The sequence below is a fragment of the Streptomyces drozdowiczii genome (assembly GCF_026167665.1).
GTDB lineage: Bacteria > Actinomycetota > Actinomycetes > Streptomycetales > Streptomycetaceae > Streptomyces > Streptomyces drozdowiczii_A.
The window spans coordinates 3,212,460-3,228,494 of record NZ_CP098740.1 but is presented as its reverse complement, the minus strand read 5'-3'; the positions used below and the strand labels follow the sequence as shown (position 1 = coordinate 3,228,494).

Here is a 16,035-nt window from a genome sequence, read left to right as displayed (position 1 = left end):
GGGGGCCGGTGTCCCCGAACCGGCACCGGAGGAACGGAACGAAAGGAGCGCCGCCATGCCCGCGGGAACGATCCGTTACTGGGCGGCCGCCAAGGCCGCGGCCGGGACCGCGGAGGAGCCGTATGCCGCCGCGACCCTCAAGGAGGCGCTCGACGCGGTGCGCGAGCGGCACCCCGGCGAGCTGAGCCGCGTACTGCTCAGGTGCTCGTTCCTCATCGACGGCGACCCCGTCGGGACCCGGAGCCATGAGACCGTACGCCTTGCCGAGGGCGGCACGGTCGAGGTGCTCCCGCCGTTCGCAGGAGGGTGAACCCCAGCACATGAGCAACGATCAGCAGTATCCGTACCACCCGGGCGGCCAGGGCCCGGAAGAGCAGCCGCAGTACGGGTACGGGCAGGACCCGCAGCAGTACGGCTATCCGCAGCAGGGGTACCAGCAGCAGGGATACCCCCAGCAGGGCTATCCGCAGCAGGCGTATCCGGACGCCTCGGCCGGGCAGCCGGACCAGGGCGCCGCGCAGACCTGGCAGGGGCAGACCTGGGACACGCAGTACCAGCCGACGGTGCAGCGCACCGACGGGCCCGCGCCGCAGGGGGAGCACGCCGCCCCCGTCGGCACCGGCTCCTACCCGCTGCCGCCCGAGGTCCACGCGGAGCCCGCGCCGCCCGCGCCCGCGCCGCCCGCTCCCGCCGCCCCCGCCGCCTCCGGCGCCGACGGGTACAGCGCGCCGACCACCCTCGGCAACGCCCGGATCACCGACGCGCAGCGCGCCCGGGCCGAGGGGCGTTCCCCGATCATCGCGCCGGGAATCCAGCCGGCCGCGATCACCGCGGTGCTCGGGCTGCTGCTGGCGCTCGGCGCGGCGATCGGCTCGTACGCGCTGGCCGTGCCGCTGGTGCTGCTCCAGGCGGTGACGGCGGCGGGCTGGTTCCGGCTGAACGGCATGTGGCCGGCCCGGCAGGGCATCGCGCTGGCCTTCGCCGGCGGTCTGGTCGCCGATGTGGCGCTCCTCGCGGCGGGCCGGGAGAACGGTCCGGCCGCGATCATCGGCACGCTCGGCGTCTGGGTGCTGCTCACCGTGGTCCTCCAGCTGCGCAGCCGGGCCGGCGCCGACGAGCGGATGCAGGGCCTCATGGCCACCGTCGCCTCGGCCGCCCTCGCGGTGCTGGCGGCCGGCCACCTCGCGGCCGTCCCGGACGCCGTGACGGTGGGCGCGGTCGCCGTGGCCGCCGCCGTGCTCGTACGGGCGCTGCCGCTGCCCGCTCCGGTGTCCGTGGTGGCCGCGCTGGCCGTCGCGGCGGGGGCAGGCGCGGTGGCGGGGGCAGCCACGGACCTGGGGGCGAAGGGGGCGCTGCTCGGCCTCGCCGCCGGGGTCTGCGCGCTGATCGGGCTGCGGGTAGCGAGCTATGACTACCCGTCACGCTTCGTGCACATGACGGCGGGTGTGGCCCTGCCGCTGACCGCGGCGGCGCCGGCCGTCTATGTGCTGGGCCGCGTGCTGACGTAGTCCCGTACCGCTCGGATCCGTACCGCTCCATCCGCATGGCGAAGCCCTCCACGGGGAACCGTTGGGGGCTTTCGCACGTCGATCACGCCGTACGGGCGGCTGGGTGGGGGGAAGGACAGGCATGCGTGCACTGCGAATATGGGGCATCGCCCTGGTGGTCCTGGCGGCCTTGTTCGTGGCCGTGGACCGGGTGGCGGTGTACATCGCCGAGTCGCAGGCCGAGAACCGGGTGGAGATCCCGGGCACGCGGATCGGCTCCACCGACATCTCCGTCAGGGGCTTCCCGTTCCTCACCCAGCTCGCCGGCTCGGAGCTGGACGAGGTCGACGTGCGGCTCACCGGCATCGAGACCCGCGCCGGGGGACGCACGCTGCGGATCTCCACCCTGGACGCCGAACTGCGCGACGTGCGGCTGACCGACGGCTTCTCGGGCGCCGTCGCCGACCGCGCCACCGGGACGGTCGTCATCTCGTACGAGGACCTGACCAAGGCCGCCAGCGACGGCGTCAAGGTCGAGTACGGCGGCAAGAACAAGGTGAAGGTGACCGGCACGGTCAACGTCCTGGGACGCCCGATCTCGCGCAGCGTCCTGTCCACGGTCACGCTGCTCGACGGCCGCACCGTCCGCGTCCACGCGGACAAGGTGCCGGGCGAGGGCATTCCCGGCCTGGAGAAGCTGGTCCGCGAGAAGACCGACTTCGAGCGCGAGGTCGGCGGGCTGCCGAACGGCCTGAAACTGGAGAGGATCCAGCCGACCGAGGACGGTCTGGAGATCTCGGGGACCGGCACCGGGGTGCGCCTGGCGGGATGACCGGGTCCACGCGCGGGTAGGGATGGGTGGCCCGGCCACATAGTGAGACGGGCCGGTCCGGTCCGCAGATGGCCGACGGCTCCCGCGCCGCGCGCGACGGCGCAGGGCCTGCGCCGCAGAGGCAATCATTCCGCAATGCGGACGATCCTGTCTCAATATGCGACACGGCGGTGACATGTTCGCCCGTACCTCCCTACGATCGGTCCCATGCAGTGCTCTATTGGCGGCCTCCCTCAGGGTGGCCAGGCGGATCTCACGAAGCGGCGGGCAGTGGACCTGTGCCGCGTCGCCGCCATGCTCTGTCGCACTGTCTGAGCGGGACGCCCGGTTTCCCGCATTCCCAGGCCCTTCGACCGCACGTCGGGGCCGTCCCGCATGCCGCCCGTGGATACGGGTCCGGCCCGCGCCCCGCACATCCGCATCACGCACGACCCGTGCACCATCTCGCCGCAGACTGCCCCGGAGGAGAAACACAATGAGCCGCAGTGACGTCCTGGTAGACGCCGACTGGGTCGAGGCCCACATCGACGACCCGCAGGTCGCCATCGTCGAGGTCGACGAGGACACCTCCGCGTACGAGAAGAACCACATCAAGAACGCGATCCGGATCGACTGGACGAAGGACCTCCAGGACCCGGTCCGCCGCGACTTCATCGACCAGGCCGGTTTTGAGGCGCTGCTGTCCGCGAAGGGCATCGCCAACGACACCACGGTCGTCCTCTACGGCGGCAACAACAACTGGTTCGCGTCCTACGCGTTCTGGTACTTCAAGCTCTACGGCCACCAGGACGTCCGCCTGCTCGACGGCGGCCGCAAGAAGTGGGAGCTGGACTCCCGCGACCTCGTGGACGGCGACCAGGTCCCGTCCCGCCCGGCCACGCAGTACAAGGCGCAGCCTCAGGACGAGTCGATCCGCGCCTACCGCGACGACGTCGTGAAGGCCATCGGCACCCAGAACCTGGTCGACGTGCGGTCGCCCGACGAGTTCAGCGGCAAGCTGCTCGCCCCGGCGCACCTCCCGCAGGAGCAGTCGCAGCGCCCCGGCCACGTCCCGAGCGCCCGCAACATCCCGTGGTCGAAGAACGCCAACGACGACGGCACCTTCAAGTCGGACGACGAGCTGCGCGCCCTCTACGAGGCCGAGCAGGTCGACCTGTCGAAGGACACCATCGCGTACTGCCGCATCGGCGAGCGCTCCGCGCTCACCTGGTTCGTGCTGCACCAGCTGCTCGGCCAGGAGAACGTCAAGAACTACGACGGTTCGTGGACCGAGTACGGCTCCCTCGTCGGCGTGCCGATCGAGCTCGGCGCCAACAAGTAATCCGTACGACCCGGACCAGCACGTTCCCCCGACCAGAAGGACTGAACCATGTGTGGAGCAAAGGCCGGCGGCCCCGACGCTTCGACCATCAAGCCCGGTGAGACCACCATCCAGGGCAGCGTGACCCGCGACGGCGAGCCCGTCACCGGCTACGTCCGCCTGCTGGACTCGACCGGCGAGTTCACCGCCGAGGTCCCGACCTCGGCGACCGGCCAGTTCCGCTTCTACGCGGCCGAGGGCACCTGGACCGTTCGCGCCCTCGTCCCCGGCGGCACCGCCGACCGCACGGTCGTCGCGCAGACCGGTGGCCTGGCCGAGGTGGCCATCGCCGTCTGAGACGACGACCGTCGGCGCAGCCGATGACCGGCCGAAGGGCCGTACCCCAGGGGGTTTGGACGCTTGCCTGGCATGGGTACGGCCCTTCGCGCTGCGCGCCTGAAGTGCGGGTTTCCTCCGGACCGGCCGAGCGGGCCGATCGGGCCTACGCTGGACTCATGTACCGCCGACGCCGGCGCGCCTACTTCGTACTGATGGGCGTATGCCTCGTCCTCTTCGTCTCGGCCTGGGCCTTCGTGAGGCTCTGGTCGATGCCCGCCGCCATCGCGATGTGTGTGGTCGCGATGGTGATCCCGCCCGTCGCGGCGATGGTCGGCAACCGCAAGGGGCCGGAGGACCGCTGGTGGGACGAGCCCGGCGGGCAGGAGCAGCAGCAGCCGCCGCCCCGTGATGCGAAGAGCGGCGGCAAGGACGGCGGCGCCACCGGTGATCCGGAGTCGGACGCGTGGTGGGACGAGCTGGACGGCCGGAAGCGGCGCGGCTGAGAAGGTTCTCGGGGCCGGGCGCCTCTAGTAGACGAGCGCCTGTACGCCGTCGGCCATGATCTCGCTGACGAAGACCTGCGCCCCGGCGATCCGCACGCCCTCCAGGACGTCCTCCTCGGTGATGTCGCGCCGGGCCGCGCACTGCGTGCACAGGGTGATCCGGCCGCCCGCCTGGATGGACTCGATCAGGTCCGGCAGCGGTGCGGCGTGCGGCAGTTCGAACTCGGCGGCGCGGCCGGGGAGGGCGAACCACGCCGATTCCCCGGTCAGCCAGAGCGAAACCTCCACCCCGCTGGCGACGGCCACCGCCGCCACGGTGAACGCCTGCGAGCAGCGCTCGGCGGAGTCGGCACCTGCGGTCACCTTGATCACGAGCTTCTTCGGCATATACGGAACTGTAATCGTCGGCCGCACAACCCCACCCCGTACCTGTGGGTCAGTTGTGTGCGCGGATAACGGAATCCGTGCTTCAAGGTCTCGTGGGGGACCCATTTTGCATCCGAAAGACAGCATTTCCGACGGGCAGCCCGAGCCGCCCGTCGACGCGGCCGAGGTGGCCGAGGCGGGGGAGCATCCGGAGCCCATTGTGGAGCCCGCCGTGGAGCCGGCCGTGGAGCCCGCCGTCGCCGTGAAGCGGCGCCCGCGCGGGCGTACGACCCTGATCATCGCCGCCGCGCTCGTGCTCGGCATCGCCGGCGGCGTCGCGACCGGTTACGCGGTGCAGGCCGACCGCGCCCCGACGCCGCTCGCCGCGCTCTCGCAGCCGGGTCTGGCGTACCCGGCGAAGGCCCTGCCCGCAGGCAAGGAGCCCGACCCGCTGCCGGCCTCGCAGGACCGCCGGGTCCGCACCGACGGCGACCTGCGCAAGCTCATCGTGCCCCGGCCGAAGGGCTGGCAGGAGGACAAGAGCCTGACCGCCCTCACCCAGGACGGGTGGCTGGGGGTCGAGAGCTACGCCATGAACTTCGAGAACGAGGAGTACATGTTCAGCGACCTCCTCGACCAGGGCCTCCGCCGGGTGGCGGGCACGACCTGGAAGAAGGGCGAGTACCGCGCGGCCGACGTGTACCTGGTGCAGTTCACCTCGGGCGCGGCTGCCGCCGCGCACGCCGAGGACCAGCGCTCGTACATGCCCGAGAAGCGTGCTGCCGGCAACGAGGGCACCGCGATCAAGGGCAGCGCCGAGGGCCGCTATTACGTCTTCCCGGCCGAGCGCAAGGCCGGTTACCTGCCCTTCTACCAGGCCAGGGCGATCTTCAGCCGGGGTGACGTGATGGTCGACATCCATATCTTCGACAGCGCTCCGATCAGCAAGAAGGACATCCGGACGCTGGCCGAGCGACAGCTGGAGCGCCTGTGAACGACGACAATCCCTTCGAGGCGCCCGCTCCCGTGAGCAAGGGCCGGGCGCGCCGGGTGGTCCTCGCGGCCCTCCCCGTCGTGCTGGTGCTCGCCGCGGTCGGCGGCGCAGCCGCGTACACGAAGGTCACCGTCGATGACGCGGACCGCGCCGTTCCCACCCGGCTCTGGCAGAAACCCGCCCACGAGCCGGCCAAGGACCCCGCCGGGGACCTGGAGCGGGGACGGGCCACCACCGAGCTGAGCAAGCTGCTGCTGCCCGTCCCGGCCGGCTACCGGCTCGGCCCGGACTCCGGCACGTACGGCAACGACGCCGAGCTGAGCGGCGCTGCGGCCACCGCCGAGATGAAGGACGGCGGGCGCGGCCTGTCGGGCCGGCAGCGGCGGGAGTTCGAGAAGCGGATCGACAAGCTCCACATCCAGGGCCTGGCCGTCCGCACGTACGCCTCGCACGACAACGACCTGGTCGTCGACACCCAGCTGGTCCGGATGAAGGACAAGAAGGCCGTCCGGGACCTCTACACCTTCCGGCACGACCTCTTCGACAGCATCGACGTCCTGCGCGACGGCCCGAAGATCGCCGGCCACCCGAAGAACGCCTCCTGCTTCCTCGACCCGAAGGACGACGACCTGCGGATCGAGGGCATGTTCTGCATGGCGTACGAGGGCGAGGTGATGGTCACCTTCTCGGCGTCGGGCGTCGAGCCGTTCCGCAAGTCGGCCGTCGCCGAACTGGTGAAGGACCAGCTGAAGCACATCACGTCCCCGGGGGAGTACGTATGACCGAGCAGACGGCCGCGCCCGCGACCGGGCCGGAGCCCGTGGCGGCGCCACCGGCCCCGGACCTCCCGCCCATGCCGCTCCTGCCCCGGCCCCCGTGGTGCAGGGGCCCCGGCCCCCGCGCCGGGTGCTGCGGGCCGTGGCGCGGTGGACCGCCGCCGTGCTGGTTTTCGGCGCGGCCGGGGCGGGAACGGCGTACGGCATCACCTCGATGGAGCGCACCGACGTACCCGGTCTGGCCACCGAGGACGACGGGCGCTGGGACTACCCGGCACTCGCCCTTCCCGCGCTCCCGGCGGACAAACCGCGCCCCTACAGCGACGGCAACCCGTCCGAGATCCACCACGCCGACCTGCGCGAGCTGCTGCTGCCCGCCCCGGCCGGGGCCACGGTGGACAAGAAGCTCAAGGGCGGCTGGGTCAGCAACGAGCAGTTCGCGTCCGAGTTCACCGAGGGCGGGCGCGCCGGCATCGGCGACACCCTGCGCGAGGGCACCCTGCGGCACATCGCGGCACGCGGCTGGACCATGCCCGACGGCACGTCGAACCGGATCTACCTGCTCCAGTTCAGCTCGGCTGACGACGCCGACGCGTACCGCGACGACCGCTTCATCGGGGCGTCGGCCGGGGACGACATGCTCGGCGCGCACGAGATGGAGCTCGACGAGAGCTGGAAGGGCGGCGGGAAGGTGGAGGCCACGGCCTCGTACGTCTTCAGCGAGCCGAAGCCCTACGGCGCCGCGCAGGTGCGGACGGGCTTCGTCATCGCGGGGGACACCCTCGCCGTGGTCGTCCAGTCCCGCAAGGGCGGTGCCGGGACGCCCGGCGTGCCGTTCCACCAGACGCTCATCCTCCAGAACCAGCTCCTGGGCTGACCGGCCCCGGAACGGCAGGACCGGGCCCCACCTATTAGGCTGGGGCCCGGTCCTGTACTGCCCTGTACTGCCGCCAAACCGCTCGTCCGAGGAGCCCCCCGTGCTTGAGGCATTCTTCTCCGCCCTGCTGGTCCTGGTCTGCGTCGGCGTCCTCGCCTTCGCCGCCGTGACCGTGAAGAAGCTGTACCAGGGTCAGCGCTGACCACCTCCCCGTTCCCGGCGTTCCCGCCTCCCGCCTCACAGATCGACTGAGCCGCTCATGATCGAGATCCCGTCCGACCTCCACCCGGACCTCGTCCCGCTGGCCTTCCTCCTGGGCAACTGGGTGGGCGCGGGAGTCTCCGACTTCCCGGGCGCCGAGAAGTGCAACTTCGGTCAGGAGGTCACCTTCAGCCACGACGGCCGTGACTTCCTGGAGTACACCTCGCACTCCTGGGTCCTCGACGCCGATGGCAACAAGGCCCGCCCGCTGGAGACCGAGACCGGTTACTGGCGCATCGACAAGGACCGCAAGGTCGAGGTCGTCATGGCCCGCGACCAGGGCGTCATCGAGATCTGGTACGGCGAGCTGGCCGACAAGAAGCCGCAGATCGACCTGGTCACCGACGCGGTGGCCCGTACCGCGGCCTCCGGCCCGTACAGCGGTGGCAAGCGGCTCTACGGCTATGTGAACAGCGACCTGATGTGGGTCGGCGAGAAGGCGACGCCCGAGGTCGAGCTGCGTCCTTACATGTCGGCGCACCTGAAGAAGACCGTCACGCCCGAGGAGGTCGAGGCGATGGCCAAGAGCCTCGGCGACCTGCCGGACGACGGGATCGCCTTCTTCAAGTAGCCGTCCGTTCCGCCGAGTCGCCGTCCGCCCGGACCTACACTGGGGGCTGTGGTGAGCACCGACTGGAAGACCGATCTCCGGAAGCGCGGTTACCGGCTGACCCCGCAGCGCCAGCTGGTCCTGGAGGCCGTCGACACGCTCGAACACGCGACGCCCGACGACATCCTCTCCGAGGTGCGCCGGACCGCGTCGGGCGTGAACATCTCGACGGTCTACCGGACGCTGGAGCTCCTGGAGGAGCTGGAGCTGGTCAGCCACGCCCATCTGGGGCACGGCGCTCCCACGTACCACCTGGCGGACCGGCACCACCACATCCACCTGGTGTGCCGGGACTGCGCGGACGTGATCGAGGCCGATGTGAGCGTGGTCGCGGAGTTCACCGAGAAGCTGCGCGGCGCGTTCGGGTTCGAGACGGACATGAAGCACTTCGCGATCTTCGGCCGCTGCGCCGACTGCGCGGCGAAGGCGGCGGAGGACGGCGCGGACGCCGCCGCTCCGGCACCGGCGGACGGGGCCTGAGGCACCGGGCGGCCGGACCGTCGGGCACCGGGCCGCCGGGGCCCGAAAACCAGTCGTACGCTGGTCGCATGAAGAGCCCCCTGCTGTCCCTGCCCGGCGCCGTCCCCGCCGAGGGCCGCGACGAAGGCGTCGCCGCGCACTACGGCGACCTGTTCCGCGAGCAGCGCGCCCTCGCCGACGGTTCGGGCCTGGTCGACCTCTCGCACCGCGGCGTCGTCGCCGTCACCGGCAGCGACCGGCTGGCCTGGCTGCACCTCCTGATCACGCAGCACGTCACCGAGCTGGCCCCGGGCCAAGCCACCGAAGCGCTCATCCTCAGCGCGAACGGCCACATCGAACACGCCCTGTATCTCGTGGACGACGGCGAGACGGTGTGGATGCACGTCGAACCGGGTACGCAGGCCGACCTCATCGCCTACCTGGAGTCGATGAAGTTCTTCTACCGGGTGGAGGTCGCCGACCGCACCGAGGACTTCGCGGTGGTGTACCTCCCGGCCGGCTCGATCGCCGAGGTCCCGGACGGGGCCGTCGTACGCGAGACACCGCACGGCCGCGACCTGTTCCTGCCGCGCGCCGAGCTGGAGGCGTACGCGGCGGAGCACGGCCCGGTCGCCGGGGTGCTGGCGTACGAGGCGCTGCGCGTGGAGGCGCACCGGCCGCGGCTCGGCTTCGAGACCGACCACCGCACCATCCCGCACGAGCTGGGCCTGATCGGCGTCGCCGTGCACCTCCAGAAGGGCTGCTACCGGGGTCAGGAGACCGTCGCCCGGGTGCACAACCTGGGCAAGCCGCCGCGCCGCCTGGTCTTCCTGCACCTGGACGGCAGCGAGGTCCACCTGCCGGGCCCCGGCACCCCGGTCCGGCTCGCGTCGGACGGGCCGGAGGGGCGCCAGCTGGGTTTCGTCACCACGTCCGCCCGCCACCACGAGCTGGGCCCGATCGCCCTCGCCCTGGTGAAGCGGAACGTGGCGGTCGACGCCCACCTGCTGGCCGGGGACACGGCGGCGGCCCAGGAGACCGTCGTAGAGCCGTAAACGGGCCGGGGAGCGGGGTTCAGACCTCGACGATGACGGTGAACGGGCCGTGGTTGGTGAGCGAGACGCGCATGTCCGCCCCGAACCGGCCCGTCTCCACCGTCGCCCCGAGCGCCCGCAGTTGCGCCACCACCTCGTCCACCAGGGGCTCGGCGACCTCGCCGGGCGCGGCGGCGTTCCAGGTGGGGCGGCGGCCCTTCCGGGCGTCCCCGTAGAGGGTGAACTGCGAAATCACCAGAAGCGGCGCATTCACGTCGGAGCAGGACTTCTCGCCCTCCAGAATGCGGACCGACCAGAGCTTCCGGGCGAGCTGCGCCGCCTTCTCCGGGGTGTCCTCATGGGTCACCCCCACCAGGACACACAGGCCCTCGCCGGTTATCTCCCCGACGACGCGGGAACCGCCGTCGCCGTCCGCGGCGTCCGCCACCGTGACGCTCGCACCATCCACCCTCTGTACCACTGCACGCATACAGACCAACCTATCTTGGGCCGAACGGGTACAGAGCAACCTCAGAAGGCCCCTCGGGGTGGCACGATGCTCGGGAGGCGGTGCGCCGACGCACCGGGTCGAGGGGATGGACACAAGCATGAGCACGCATGGAACCGGGCAGTCCCCGGGCGCAGTGCCGGTCGCGCGCCCCGGTGTCAGCAGCAGCACGGGCAACGGTACGAGCATCAGCACCATGCGCCCACCCGTACAGCGGACCGGGCAGGGCGACGACACCGGCGACGGCGGGACCCGGGCCGAACTGGCCGCCCTGCGCCTGCCGGAGCTGCGCGCGCTGCGCCGCGACGCCCAGCGCGACGAGGCCGACCTCAGCTATGTGCGGCGGCTGGTGCAGGGGCGGATCGACATCCTGAAGGCCGAGCTGGCGCGGCGCCGGGACCCGGAGTCGCCGGTGGTGGACCGGCTGTCGGAGATCCTCGCCGACGCCCCGTCCCCGCAGCGCTCGTCCGCCCGGCACGTCACGCTGTCCACGCCGCGCAGCGACGAGTACCGCAAGCTGGCGGCCGAGACGCTGGCCGAGGTGGAGCTGTCCGACCTCGACGCCCGGACGGACGAAGAGCTGCACACCGCGATGGGGCGGCTGGTCCGCTACGAGCAGCAGGTCTCCCGGCGCAGGCACCGGCTCCAGCGCACGGCGGACGGTTGCGGCGCGGAGATCGCCCGCAGGTACCGTGACGGGGAAGCACAAGTAGACGACCTGCTCGCCTGAGGTGATCCCTCCGGGGGCGGTCCCGCCCGCCCCCGGAAGGCCACCATGACCTCCAGCGCAGCCCGTAACCCCGCCATATCCGACCCGGCCCCCGGCCTGCCCGTGCTGGCCGAGGTCGTGCGGTCCGGCTTCACCGAGGGCCACCACCGGGGCTCGCTGGTCCTGCTGGCCGCCGACGGCAGCGTGGAACTGTCCCTGGGCGACCCGGCGGCGCCGGTCTTCCCGCGTTCCTCGAACAAGCCGATGCAGGCGGCGGCGGTGCTGCGGGCCGGGCTCGACCTGTCGGGGGAGCGGCTGGCGCTGGCCGCCGCGAGCCATTCCGGCGAGGGCTTCCACCTCGATCTCGTACGCAAGATGCTCACCGAGCACGGGCTGTCGCCCGAGGACCTCCAGACCCCGCCGGACCTGCCGCTGGACGCGGTGGAGGCCGAGGCGTATCTGGCCGCCGGCCAGGTCCGCGAGTGCCTCACGATGAACTGCTCCGGCAAGCACGCGGCGATGCTCGCCGCCTGCGCGCACAAGGGCTGGGACATGGACGGCTATCTGGACCCGGCGCACCCCCTCCAGCAGTTGGTGCACCAGGTCGTGGAGGAGGCCGCGGGCGAGGAGGTCGCCGCCGTCGGTACGGACGGCTGCGGGGCGCCGCTGATGGCTGTCTCGCTGGTGGGCCTGGCGCGCGCGTTCCGTAGTTTCGTCCTGGCGGAGCCGGGTACGGCGGAGCGCCGGGTGGCGGACGCGATGCGCGCGCACCCGGAGTACGTGGCGGGCACCCGGCGTCCCGACACCTGGCTGATGCGCGAGGTGCCCGGCACCCTGTCGAAGATGGGCGCGGAGGCCGTGCAGGCGGTGGCCCTGGCGGACGGCCGGGCCCTGGCCTTCAAGATCGACGACGGCTCGACCCGGGCACTGGGCCCGGTCCTGGCCCGCGCGCTGGGGCTGCTGGGGGTCGACGCGCCGGTGGTCGGGCGGATCGGCCGGGCGCCGCTGCTGGGCGGCGGGGCCGAGGTGGGGGAGATCCGGGCGGCGTTCTGAGCCCTCGGCTCTTCCCGCGCGTGCGGGCGCCAAAACCGGGCGACATCCCGTATCGCGCTGCCTAGCGTGGGGCGCATGAACGCCCTCGATATCCGCCCCGTCACCCCGTCCGAGTTCCCCGACTGGCTGCGCGCCCTGAACACCGGCTTCCTCCGGCCGCCCACCCCGCCGGAGGAGGAGGTGTCGGGGCGCCTGGCGTACATGGACCTCTCGCGTACGCGCGGGGCGTTCGACGCGGGGCGGTGCGTGGCGACGTTCCGTTCGTTCGCGCAGGAGCTGACGGTGGTCGGCGGTGCCACGGTGCCGACCGACGCGGTCACCAACGTCACCGTCTCGCCGACGCACCGCCGGCGCGGACTGCTCACGCGGCTGATGGCCGACGACCTGGCGGAGGCGAAGGAGGGCGGGGACGTGGCGGCGACGCTGATCGCCGCCGAGTACCCGATCTACGGGCGGTACGGCTTCGGCCCGGCGGCCGGGGCCACCGTGTGGGAGATCGACGTCCACCGCACGGGCCTCGACCCGCACCGCCGGGTCCCGGCGGACGGCGACGGTGGCCGGATCGACCTGGTGGACGGCGCGGAGATCCGGAAGCTGGGCCCCGCGCTGCACGACCGGCTGCGGGCCCGGCAGCACGGTGCCGTGAGCCGGGACGGCCGCTGGTGGGACAAGAGCACGGGGGAGGGGGTCTTCGCCCAGGACCACTGGACCGAACCCTTCTACGCCGTGTACCGGGGCGCGGACGGCACGGTCGACGGGATGCTGGTCTACCGCGCCGACGACAACTGGGGCGACGCGAAGCAGCCGCTGAACGGGGCGAAGGTGCGCGACATGATCGCGGTGACCCCGGCGGCGGAGCGGGCGCTGTGGCACTTCCTGTGCTCGGTGGACTGGATCTCCACCATCCGTACCGGCATCCGCCCGGCGGACGACCTGCTCCCGCTGCTGCTGCCGGACCCGCGCGCGGCGCGTGTGGTGACGCAGGCGGACTTCCTGTGGGTGCGCGTCCTGGACGTCGTACGCGCCCTTGAGGCCCGTACGTACGCGGTGCCCGGGTCGCTGGTGCTGGAGATCCGGGACGCGGCGGGTTACGCGGCCGGCCGCTTCCACCTGGACGCCACGCCGGACGGCGCCACCTGCGCGCCGACGACGCGCTCGGCGGACCTGGCGCTGGACGTCCGGGAGCTGGGGACGCTGTGGCTCGGTGACGAATCGGTCCTGCGGCTGGCGGCGCTGGGCCGGGTCGATGAGCTGACCCCGGGCGCGGCGGCGAAGGCGGACCCGGTGTTCCGGGCGGCGCGGCGGGCGTGGTGCCCGGACGTGTTCTGAGGCGGGGTCAGCCCGTGTGCCACCGGCGGAGGAACGCCTTCCCAGGGCGCCACGCGTCGTCGGGCGAGGCCGTGCCGACGGGCCTAGGGGGTGTCCTCGGCCACTTCGCCTTGCAGCCGGTCGAGTTGCAGGCGGTGGGCGAGCGTACGGCGTACGGAAGCGGAGCCGGGCGGGGTGCCGGCGGCCCGCGACGGCACGTCGAGCGCGCGGCTGATCTCGTCGTACGCGGCCCGGTGCGCGGCCAACTCGCCCTCGTACCGCCGCAGGTCCTCCTCGACGAGCCGGCGCAGCGCGTCGACGGTCTCGGGTGTGAAGCGCTGCCGGCCGCGCGCGAGGGCGTCGACGGCGGGGCGGCAGTGCGCGGCGGAGCCGTACGTCTCCGCGATGTCCTCGGCCACGGCCCACAGCCGCCCCTCCAGCCACGGGGGATCGTCCTGGCCGAGCGCCAGGCCGAGAGGCCGGGGCGGTCCGGCGTCGCGGTGCTTGACCACCTGCTTGGAGACGGCGGGCTGGCTCATGTCGGTGAGGCGGGCGATGCGCTCCTGGGTCCAGCCGAGGTCCGCGAGCACCTTGATCATCTCGGTGCGCAGCCGACGCGTCTCCTCGCCCGCGCGGATGACCTCGTTCATCCCGGCGAGCATGCGCGCGGCCTGCGCCTCGGTGAGTGCGGGGGTGCTGCTGCCGTGTCTCTGCCTCTGATCGCCTGCCACGACCCAGTTATACACGCGGGCTTTACAACCAGGTTGTACAACCTGGTTATGGCTGTCATTCTGCCCTCATGACCACGCATACCTTCACCGCGCCCGACGGCACCCCGCTCGCCTACCGCGTGTACGGGGACGGCCCCGGCGACCCGCTCCTCTGCGTGCCGGGCGGCCCTACCGACTCCCGGTATCTGGGCGACCTCGGCGGTCTTTCGGCCCACCGCCGCTTGGTCGTCCCCGATCTGCGCGGCAACGGCGGCTCGGCGGTCCCGGAGGACGCCTCCACGTACCGCTGCGACCGCCTGGCCGAGGACGTGGAGGCGCTGCGCCGCCACCTCGGGCTCGCCCGCATCGACCTGCTGGGCCACTCCGCCGGGGCGAACATCGCGGTGCGGTACGCGGAGCGCCACCCGGACCGGATCGGCAGGCTGGCCCTGATCGCCCCGAGCACGCGGGCCGTCGGCATCGACCTCACCGGGGACGAGCGGCGGGCGCTCGCGCGGCTGAGGAGCGGTGAGCCGTGGTTCCCGGCGGCCTTCCCCGCGCTGGAGGCGATCACACGCGGGAACGGCACGGACTGGGCGGCCGTCGAACCGTTCTTCCACGGCCGCTGGGACGACGCGGCCCGCCGATTGCAGGAGCTGGGCCGCCCCGGCAACCCGGAGTCCGTCGCCCTCTTCGGCGCCGAGGGCGCGTTCGACCCACCGGCCACCCGCAAGGCCCTCGCCTCCCTCGCCGCCCCCGTCCTGCTGCTGGCCGGCGCGTACGACCTGAACAGCCCGCCGCGAGCGGTGGCCGCGCTCGGCGCTCTGTTCCGGGACGCCACGCTCGTGGTGCAGCCGGGGGCGGGGCACTATCCGTGGGCGGACGACGCGAAGGCGTTCGGGGCGGCGGTGGCGGGGTTCCTCGGGGGGCGCGGCTGAGGAGGGGGCTCCCGGTCCGGCACCCGTACCGACGGCAATCCATTCCGGTGTCGGGTAGTCGGCGCCCCGGCATGCAGGGGTCTCCGGTTCGTTCAGGAACGCGCCGGCTCCCATACCGAGCAGTCGTGCGCGAAGAGCACGCGACGCGGGTCGAATGCGGCCAGCCGGTCCAGCCAGGGGTGGTACGGCGGTAGCGGCGGCTCCACGCCTTCCCGGGCCGCGTGGCGGGCCAGCTGTGCGGACGCGAAGTGGGAGGCGAAGTCGTGCGCCTGCCCGGCGAGGACCACCGTGCCGTCATTCCGCCGGAGCACCAGCGACTGGTGCCCGTCGGTGTGCCCGGGCGTGGGCACGATCCGGATCCCCGGCCGGATTTCGACTTCGCCGGAGACTTCCTCGTACATCGCGCCGGGAAAGTCGATCAGCGCGTCGACGGTGTAGTCGCCGGCGCGGGCGGTGGCCAGTTCGACGTCCTGGACCAGAATGGGGCGGCCGGCCAGGAGGGGATTCCCGCCGCAATGGTCGAAGTGCAGATGGCAGTTGACGACCATGGAGATGTCGTCGAGCCCGACCCCGGCCCCGACAGGGCCTCCCGCAACGCCCGCCTCCGGGGCCGGTAGTGCGCCTCGGTCTCCGGACCCGCGTCGCCGATACCGGTATCGAAGAGAAGCAGCCCGTCGTCGTGCCGGACCAGATAAGCGAGGACCGGCTCGACGCGCGGCTGCGGGCCGCCCGTCTCCGAGGCGGGGCGGACGAAGTACCCGAGGTCGAGCCGGCGTACCGACATGTTTCCCATCCGCCCATCCTGGCCGTCCGACCCGCCTGGTTGGACCCCCGTACGACGGATTGGCCGCAACTCACCCAGCAACCGCGTGGAGCCGGAGCGAAGACCTGGCGTGGGGCCTGGGGAACGAGGAGTACGAGGTCGAGCGCCCCGGCGAACCCTGCTGACTCGCAGCGGCAACTGTCCCGGG

General features: G+C 72.4%; 19 protein-coding genes and 2 pseudogenes. 17 read left to right on the top strand and 4 right to left on the bottom strand.

Going from position 1 to position 16,035, the window contains the following annotated elements; all coding sequences use genetic code 11:
* Positions 1-55: 55 nt before the first annotated feature.
* From NEH16_RS14635 to NEH16_RS14610, 7 genes are all read left to right on the top strand, one after another.
* The gene (locus NEH16_RS14635) at positions 56-310 is read left to right on the top strand and encodes a MoaD/ThiS family protein (protein ID WP_073964792.1); all 255 of its coding nucleotides are present in this window, start codon (positions 56-58) and stop codon (positions 308-310) included.
* 10 nt (positions 311-320) lie between these two features.
* Positions 321-1,508: a hypothetical protein gene (locus NEH16_RS14630; RefSeq protein ID WP_265542744.1), complete on the top strand. Its 1,188-nt coding sequence runs from the start codon at positions 321-323 to the stop codon at positions 1,506-1,508.
* Between the two features lie 121 nt (positions 1,509-1,629).
* On the top strand, positions 1,630-2,319 hold the full coding sequence (locus NEH16_RS14625) for an LmeA family phospholipid-binding protein (protein ID WP_265542742.1): 690 nt from the start codon (positions 1,630-1,632) through the stop codon (positions 2,317-2,319).
* A gap of 207 nt (positions 2,320-2,526) precedes the next feature.
* The gene (locus NEH16_RS33905) at positions 2,527-2,634 is read left to right on the top strand and encodes a putative leader peptide (RefSeq protein ID WP_365679305.1); all 108 of its coding nucleotides are present in this window, start codon (positions 2,527-2,529) and stop codon (positions 2,632-2,634) included.
* Between the two features lie 160 nt (positions 2,635-2,794).
* A complete protein-coding gene (locus tag NEH16_RS14620) occupies positions 2,795-3,640 on the top strand; it encodes a sulfurtransferase (protein WP_073964789.1) in 846 nt (281 codons plus the stop codon).
* A gap of 48 nt (positions 3,641-3,688) precedes the next feature.
* A complete protein-coding gene (locus NEH16_RS14615; protein WP_018101653.1) occupies positions 3,689-3,976 on the top strand; it encodes a DUF1416 domain-containing protein in 288 nt (95 codons plus the stop codon).
* A gap of 158 nt (positions 3,977-4,134) precedes the next feature.
* On the top strand, positions 4,135-4,461 hold the full coding sequence (locus tag NEH16_RS14610; protein WP_073964788.1) for a DUF3099 domain-containing protein: 327 nt from the start codon (positions 4,135-4,137) through the stop codon (positions 4,459-4,461).
* A 24-nt stretch (positions 4,462-4,485) separates the two neighbouring features.
* Here the strand turns inward: NEH16_RS14610 and NEH16_RS14605 are convergent, their stop codons facing one another.
* Complete coding sequence (locus NEH16_RS14605; RefSeq protein ID WP_018101651.1) at positions 4,486-4,848, bottom strand: DsrE family protein; 363 nt, start codon at positions 4,846-4,848, stop codon at positions 4,486-4,488.
* A gap of 106 nt (positions 4,849-4,954) precedes the next feature.
* Here NEH16_RS14605 and NEH16_RS14600 point away from each other — a divergent pair, with 106 nt between their 5' ends.
* From NEH16_RS14600 to NEH16_RS14575, 6 genes and pseudogenes are all read left to right on the top strand, one after another.
* Positions 4,955-5,821, top strand: coding sequence for a hypothetical protein (locus NEH16_RS14600; RefSeq protein ID WP_265542737.1), 867 nt, complete (start codon positions 4,955-4,957; stop codon positions 5,819-5,821).
* Positions 5,818-6,603, top strand: a complete 786-nt coding sequence (locus NEH16_RS14595) for a hypothetical protein (protein ID WP_073964786.1) — start codon at positions 5,818-5,820, stop codon at positions 6,601-6,603. The genes NEH16_RS14600 and NEH16_RS14595 overlap by 4 nt, the downstream gene beginning before the upstream one ends.
* Positions 6,600-7,474, top strand: a pseudogene (locus tag NEH16_RS14590) (hypothetical protein). Before NEH16_RS14595 ends, NEH16_RS14590 begins: the two are co-directional and overlap by 4 nt.
* Before the next feature lie 259 nt (positions 7,475-7,733).
* Positions 7,734-8,306, top strand: a complete 573-nt coding sequence (locus NEH16_RS14585) for an FABP family protein (protein ID WP_073964783.1) — start codon at positions 7,734-7,736, stop codon at positions 8,304-8,306.
* 48 nt (positions 8,307-8,354) lie between these two features.
* The gene (locus NEH16_RS14580; RefSeq protein ID WP_265542732.1) at positions 8,355-8,825 is read left to right on the top strand and encodes a Fur family transcriptional regulator; all 471 of its coding nucleotides are present in this window, start codon (positions 8,355-8,357) and stop codon (positions 8,823-8,825) included.
* Between the two features lie 68 nt (positions 8,826-8,893).
* Positions 8,894-9,859, top strand: a complete 966-nt coding sequence (locus tag NEH16_RS14575; protein WP_265542730.1) for a YgfZ/GcvT domain-containing protein — start codon at positions 8,894-8,896, stop codon at positions 9,857-9,859.
* Between the two features lie 19 nt (positions 9,860-9,878).
* Here the strand turns inward: NEH16_RS14575 and dtd are convergent, their stop codons facing one another.
* On the bottom strand, positions 9,879-10,328 hold the full coding sequence (gene dtd / locus NEH16_RS14570) for a D-aminoacyl-tRNA deacylase (protein WP_265542729.1): 450 nt from the start codon (positions 10,326-10,328) through the stop codon (positions 9,879-9,881).
* A 118-nt stretch (positions 10,329-10,446) separates the two neighbouring features.
* Between dtd and NEH16_RS14565 the strand changes: the two genes are divergently transcribed.
* From NEH16_RS14565 to NEH16_RS14555, 3 genes are all read left to right on the top strand, one after another.
* Positions 10,447-11,076, top strand: a complete 630-nt coding sequence (locus NEH16_RS14565; RefSeq protein ID WP_199879032.1) for an ABC transporter substrate-binding protein — start codon at positions 10,447-10,449, stop codon at positions 11,074-11,076.
* Positions 11,077-11,121: 45 nt separating this feature from the next.
* Complete coding sequence (locus tag NEH16_RS14560; RefSeq protein ID WP_265542727.1) at positions 11,122-12,108, top strand: asparaginase; 987 nt, start codon at positions 11,122-11,124, stop codon at positions 12,106-12,108.
* Positions 12,109-12,183: 75 nt separating this feature from the next.
* Positions 12,184-13,437, top strand: a complete 1,254-nt coding sequence (locus NEH16_RS14555; RefSeq protein WP_265542725.1) for a GNAT family N-acetyltransferase — start codon at positions 12,184-12,186, stop codon at positions 13,435-13,437.
* Positions 13,438-13,520: 83 nt separating this feature from the next.
* Here the strand turns inward: NEH16_RS14555 and NEH16_RS14550 are convergent, their stop codons facing one another.
* Complete coding sequence (locus NEH16_RS14550; RefSeq protein WP_265542722.1) at positions 13,521-14,147, bottom strand: sigma-70 family RNA polymerase sigma factor; 627 nt, start codon at positions 14,145-14,147, stop codon at positions 13,521-13,523.
* A 68-nt stretch (positions 14,148-14,215) separates the two neighbouring features.
* On the opposite strand from NEH16_RS14550, the gene NEH16_RS14545 reads away from it, so the two are divergent.
* Positions 14,216-15,064, top strand: coding sequence for an alpha/beta fold hydrolase (locus NEH16_RS14545; protein WP_265542720.1), 849 nt, complete (start codon positions 14,216-14,218; stop codon positions 15,062-15,064).
* Positions 15,065-15,156: 92 nt separating this feature from the next.
* Here NEH16_RS14545 and NEH16_RS14540 read toward each other — a convergent pair.
* Positions 15,157-15,857 (bottom strand): annotated as a pseudogene (locus tag NEH16_RS14540) (N-acyl homoserine lactonase family protein).
* Between the last annotated feature and the right edge of the window lie 178 nt (positions 15,858-16,035).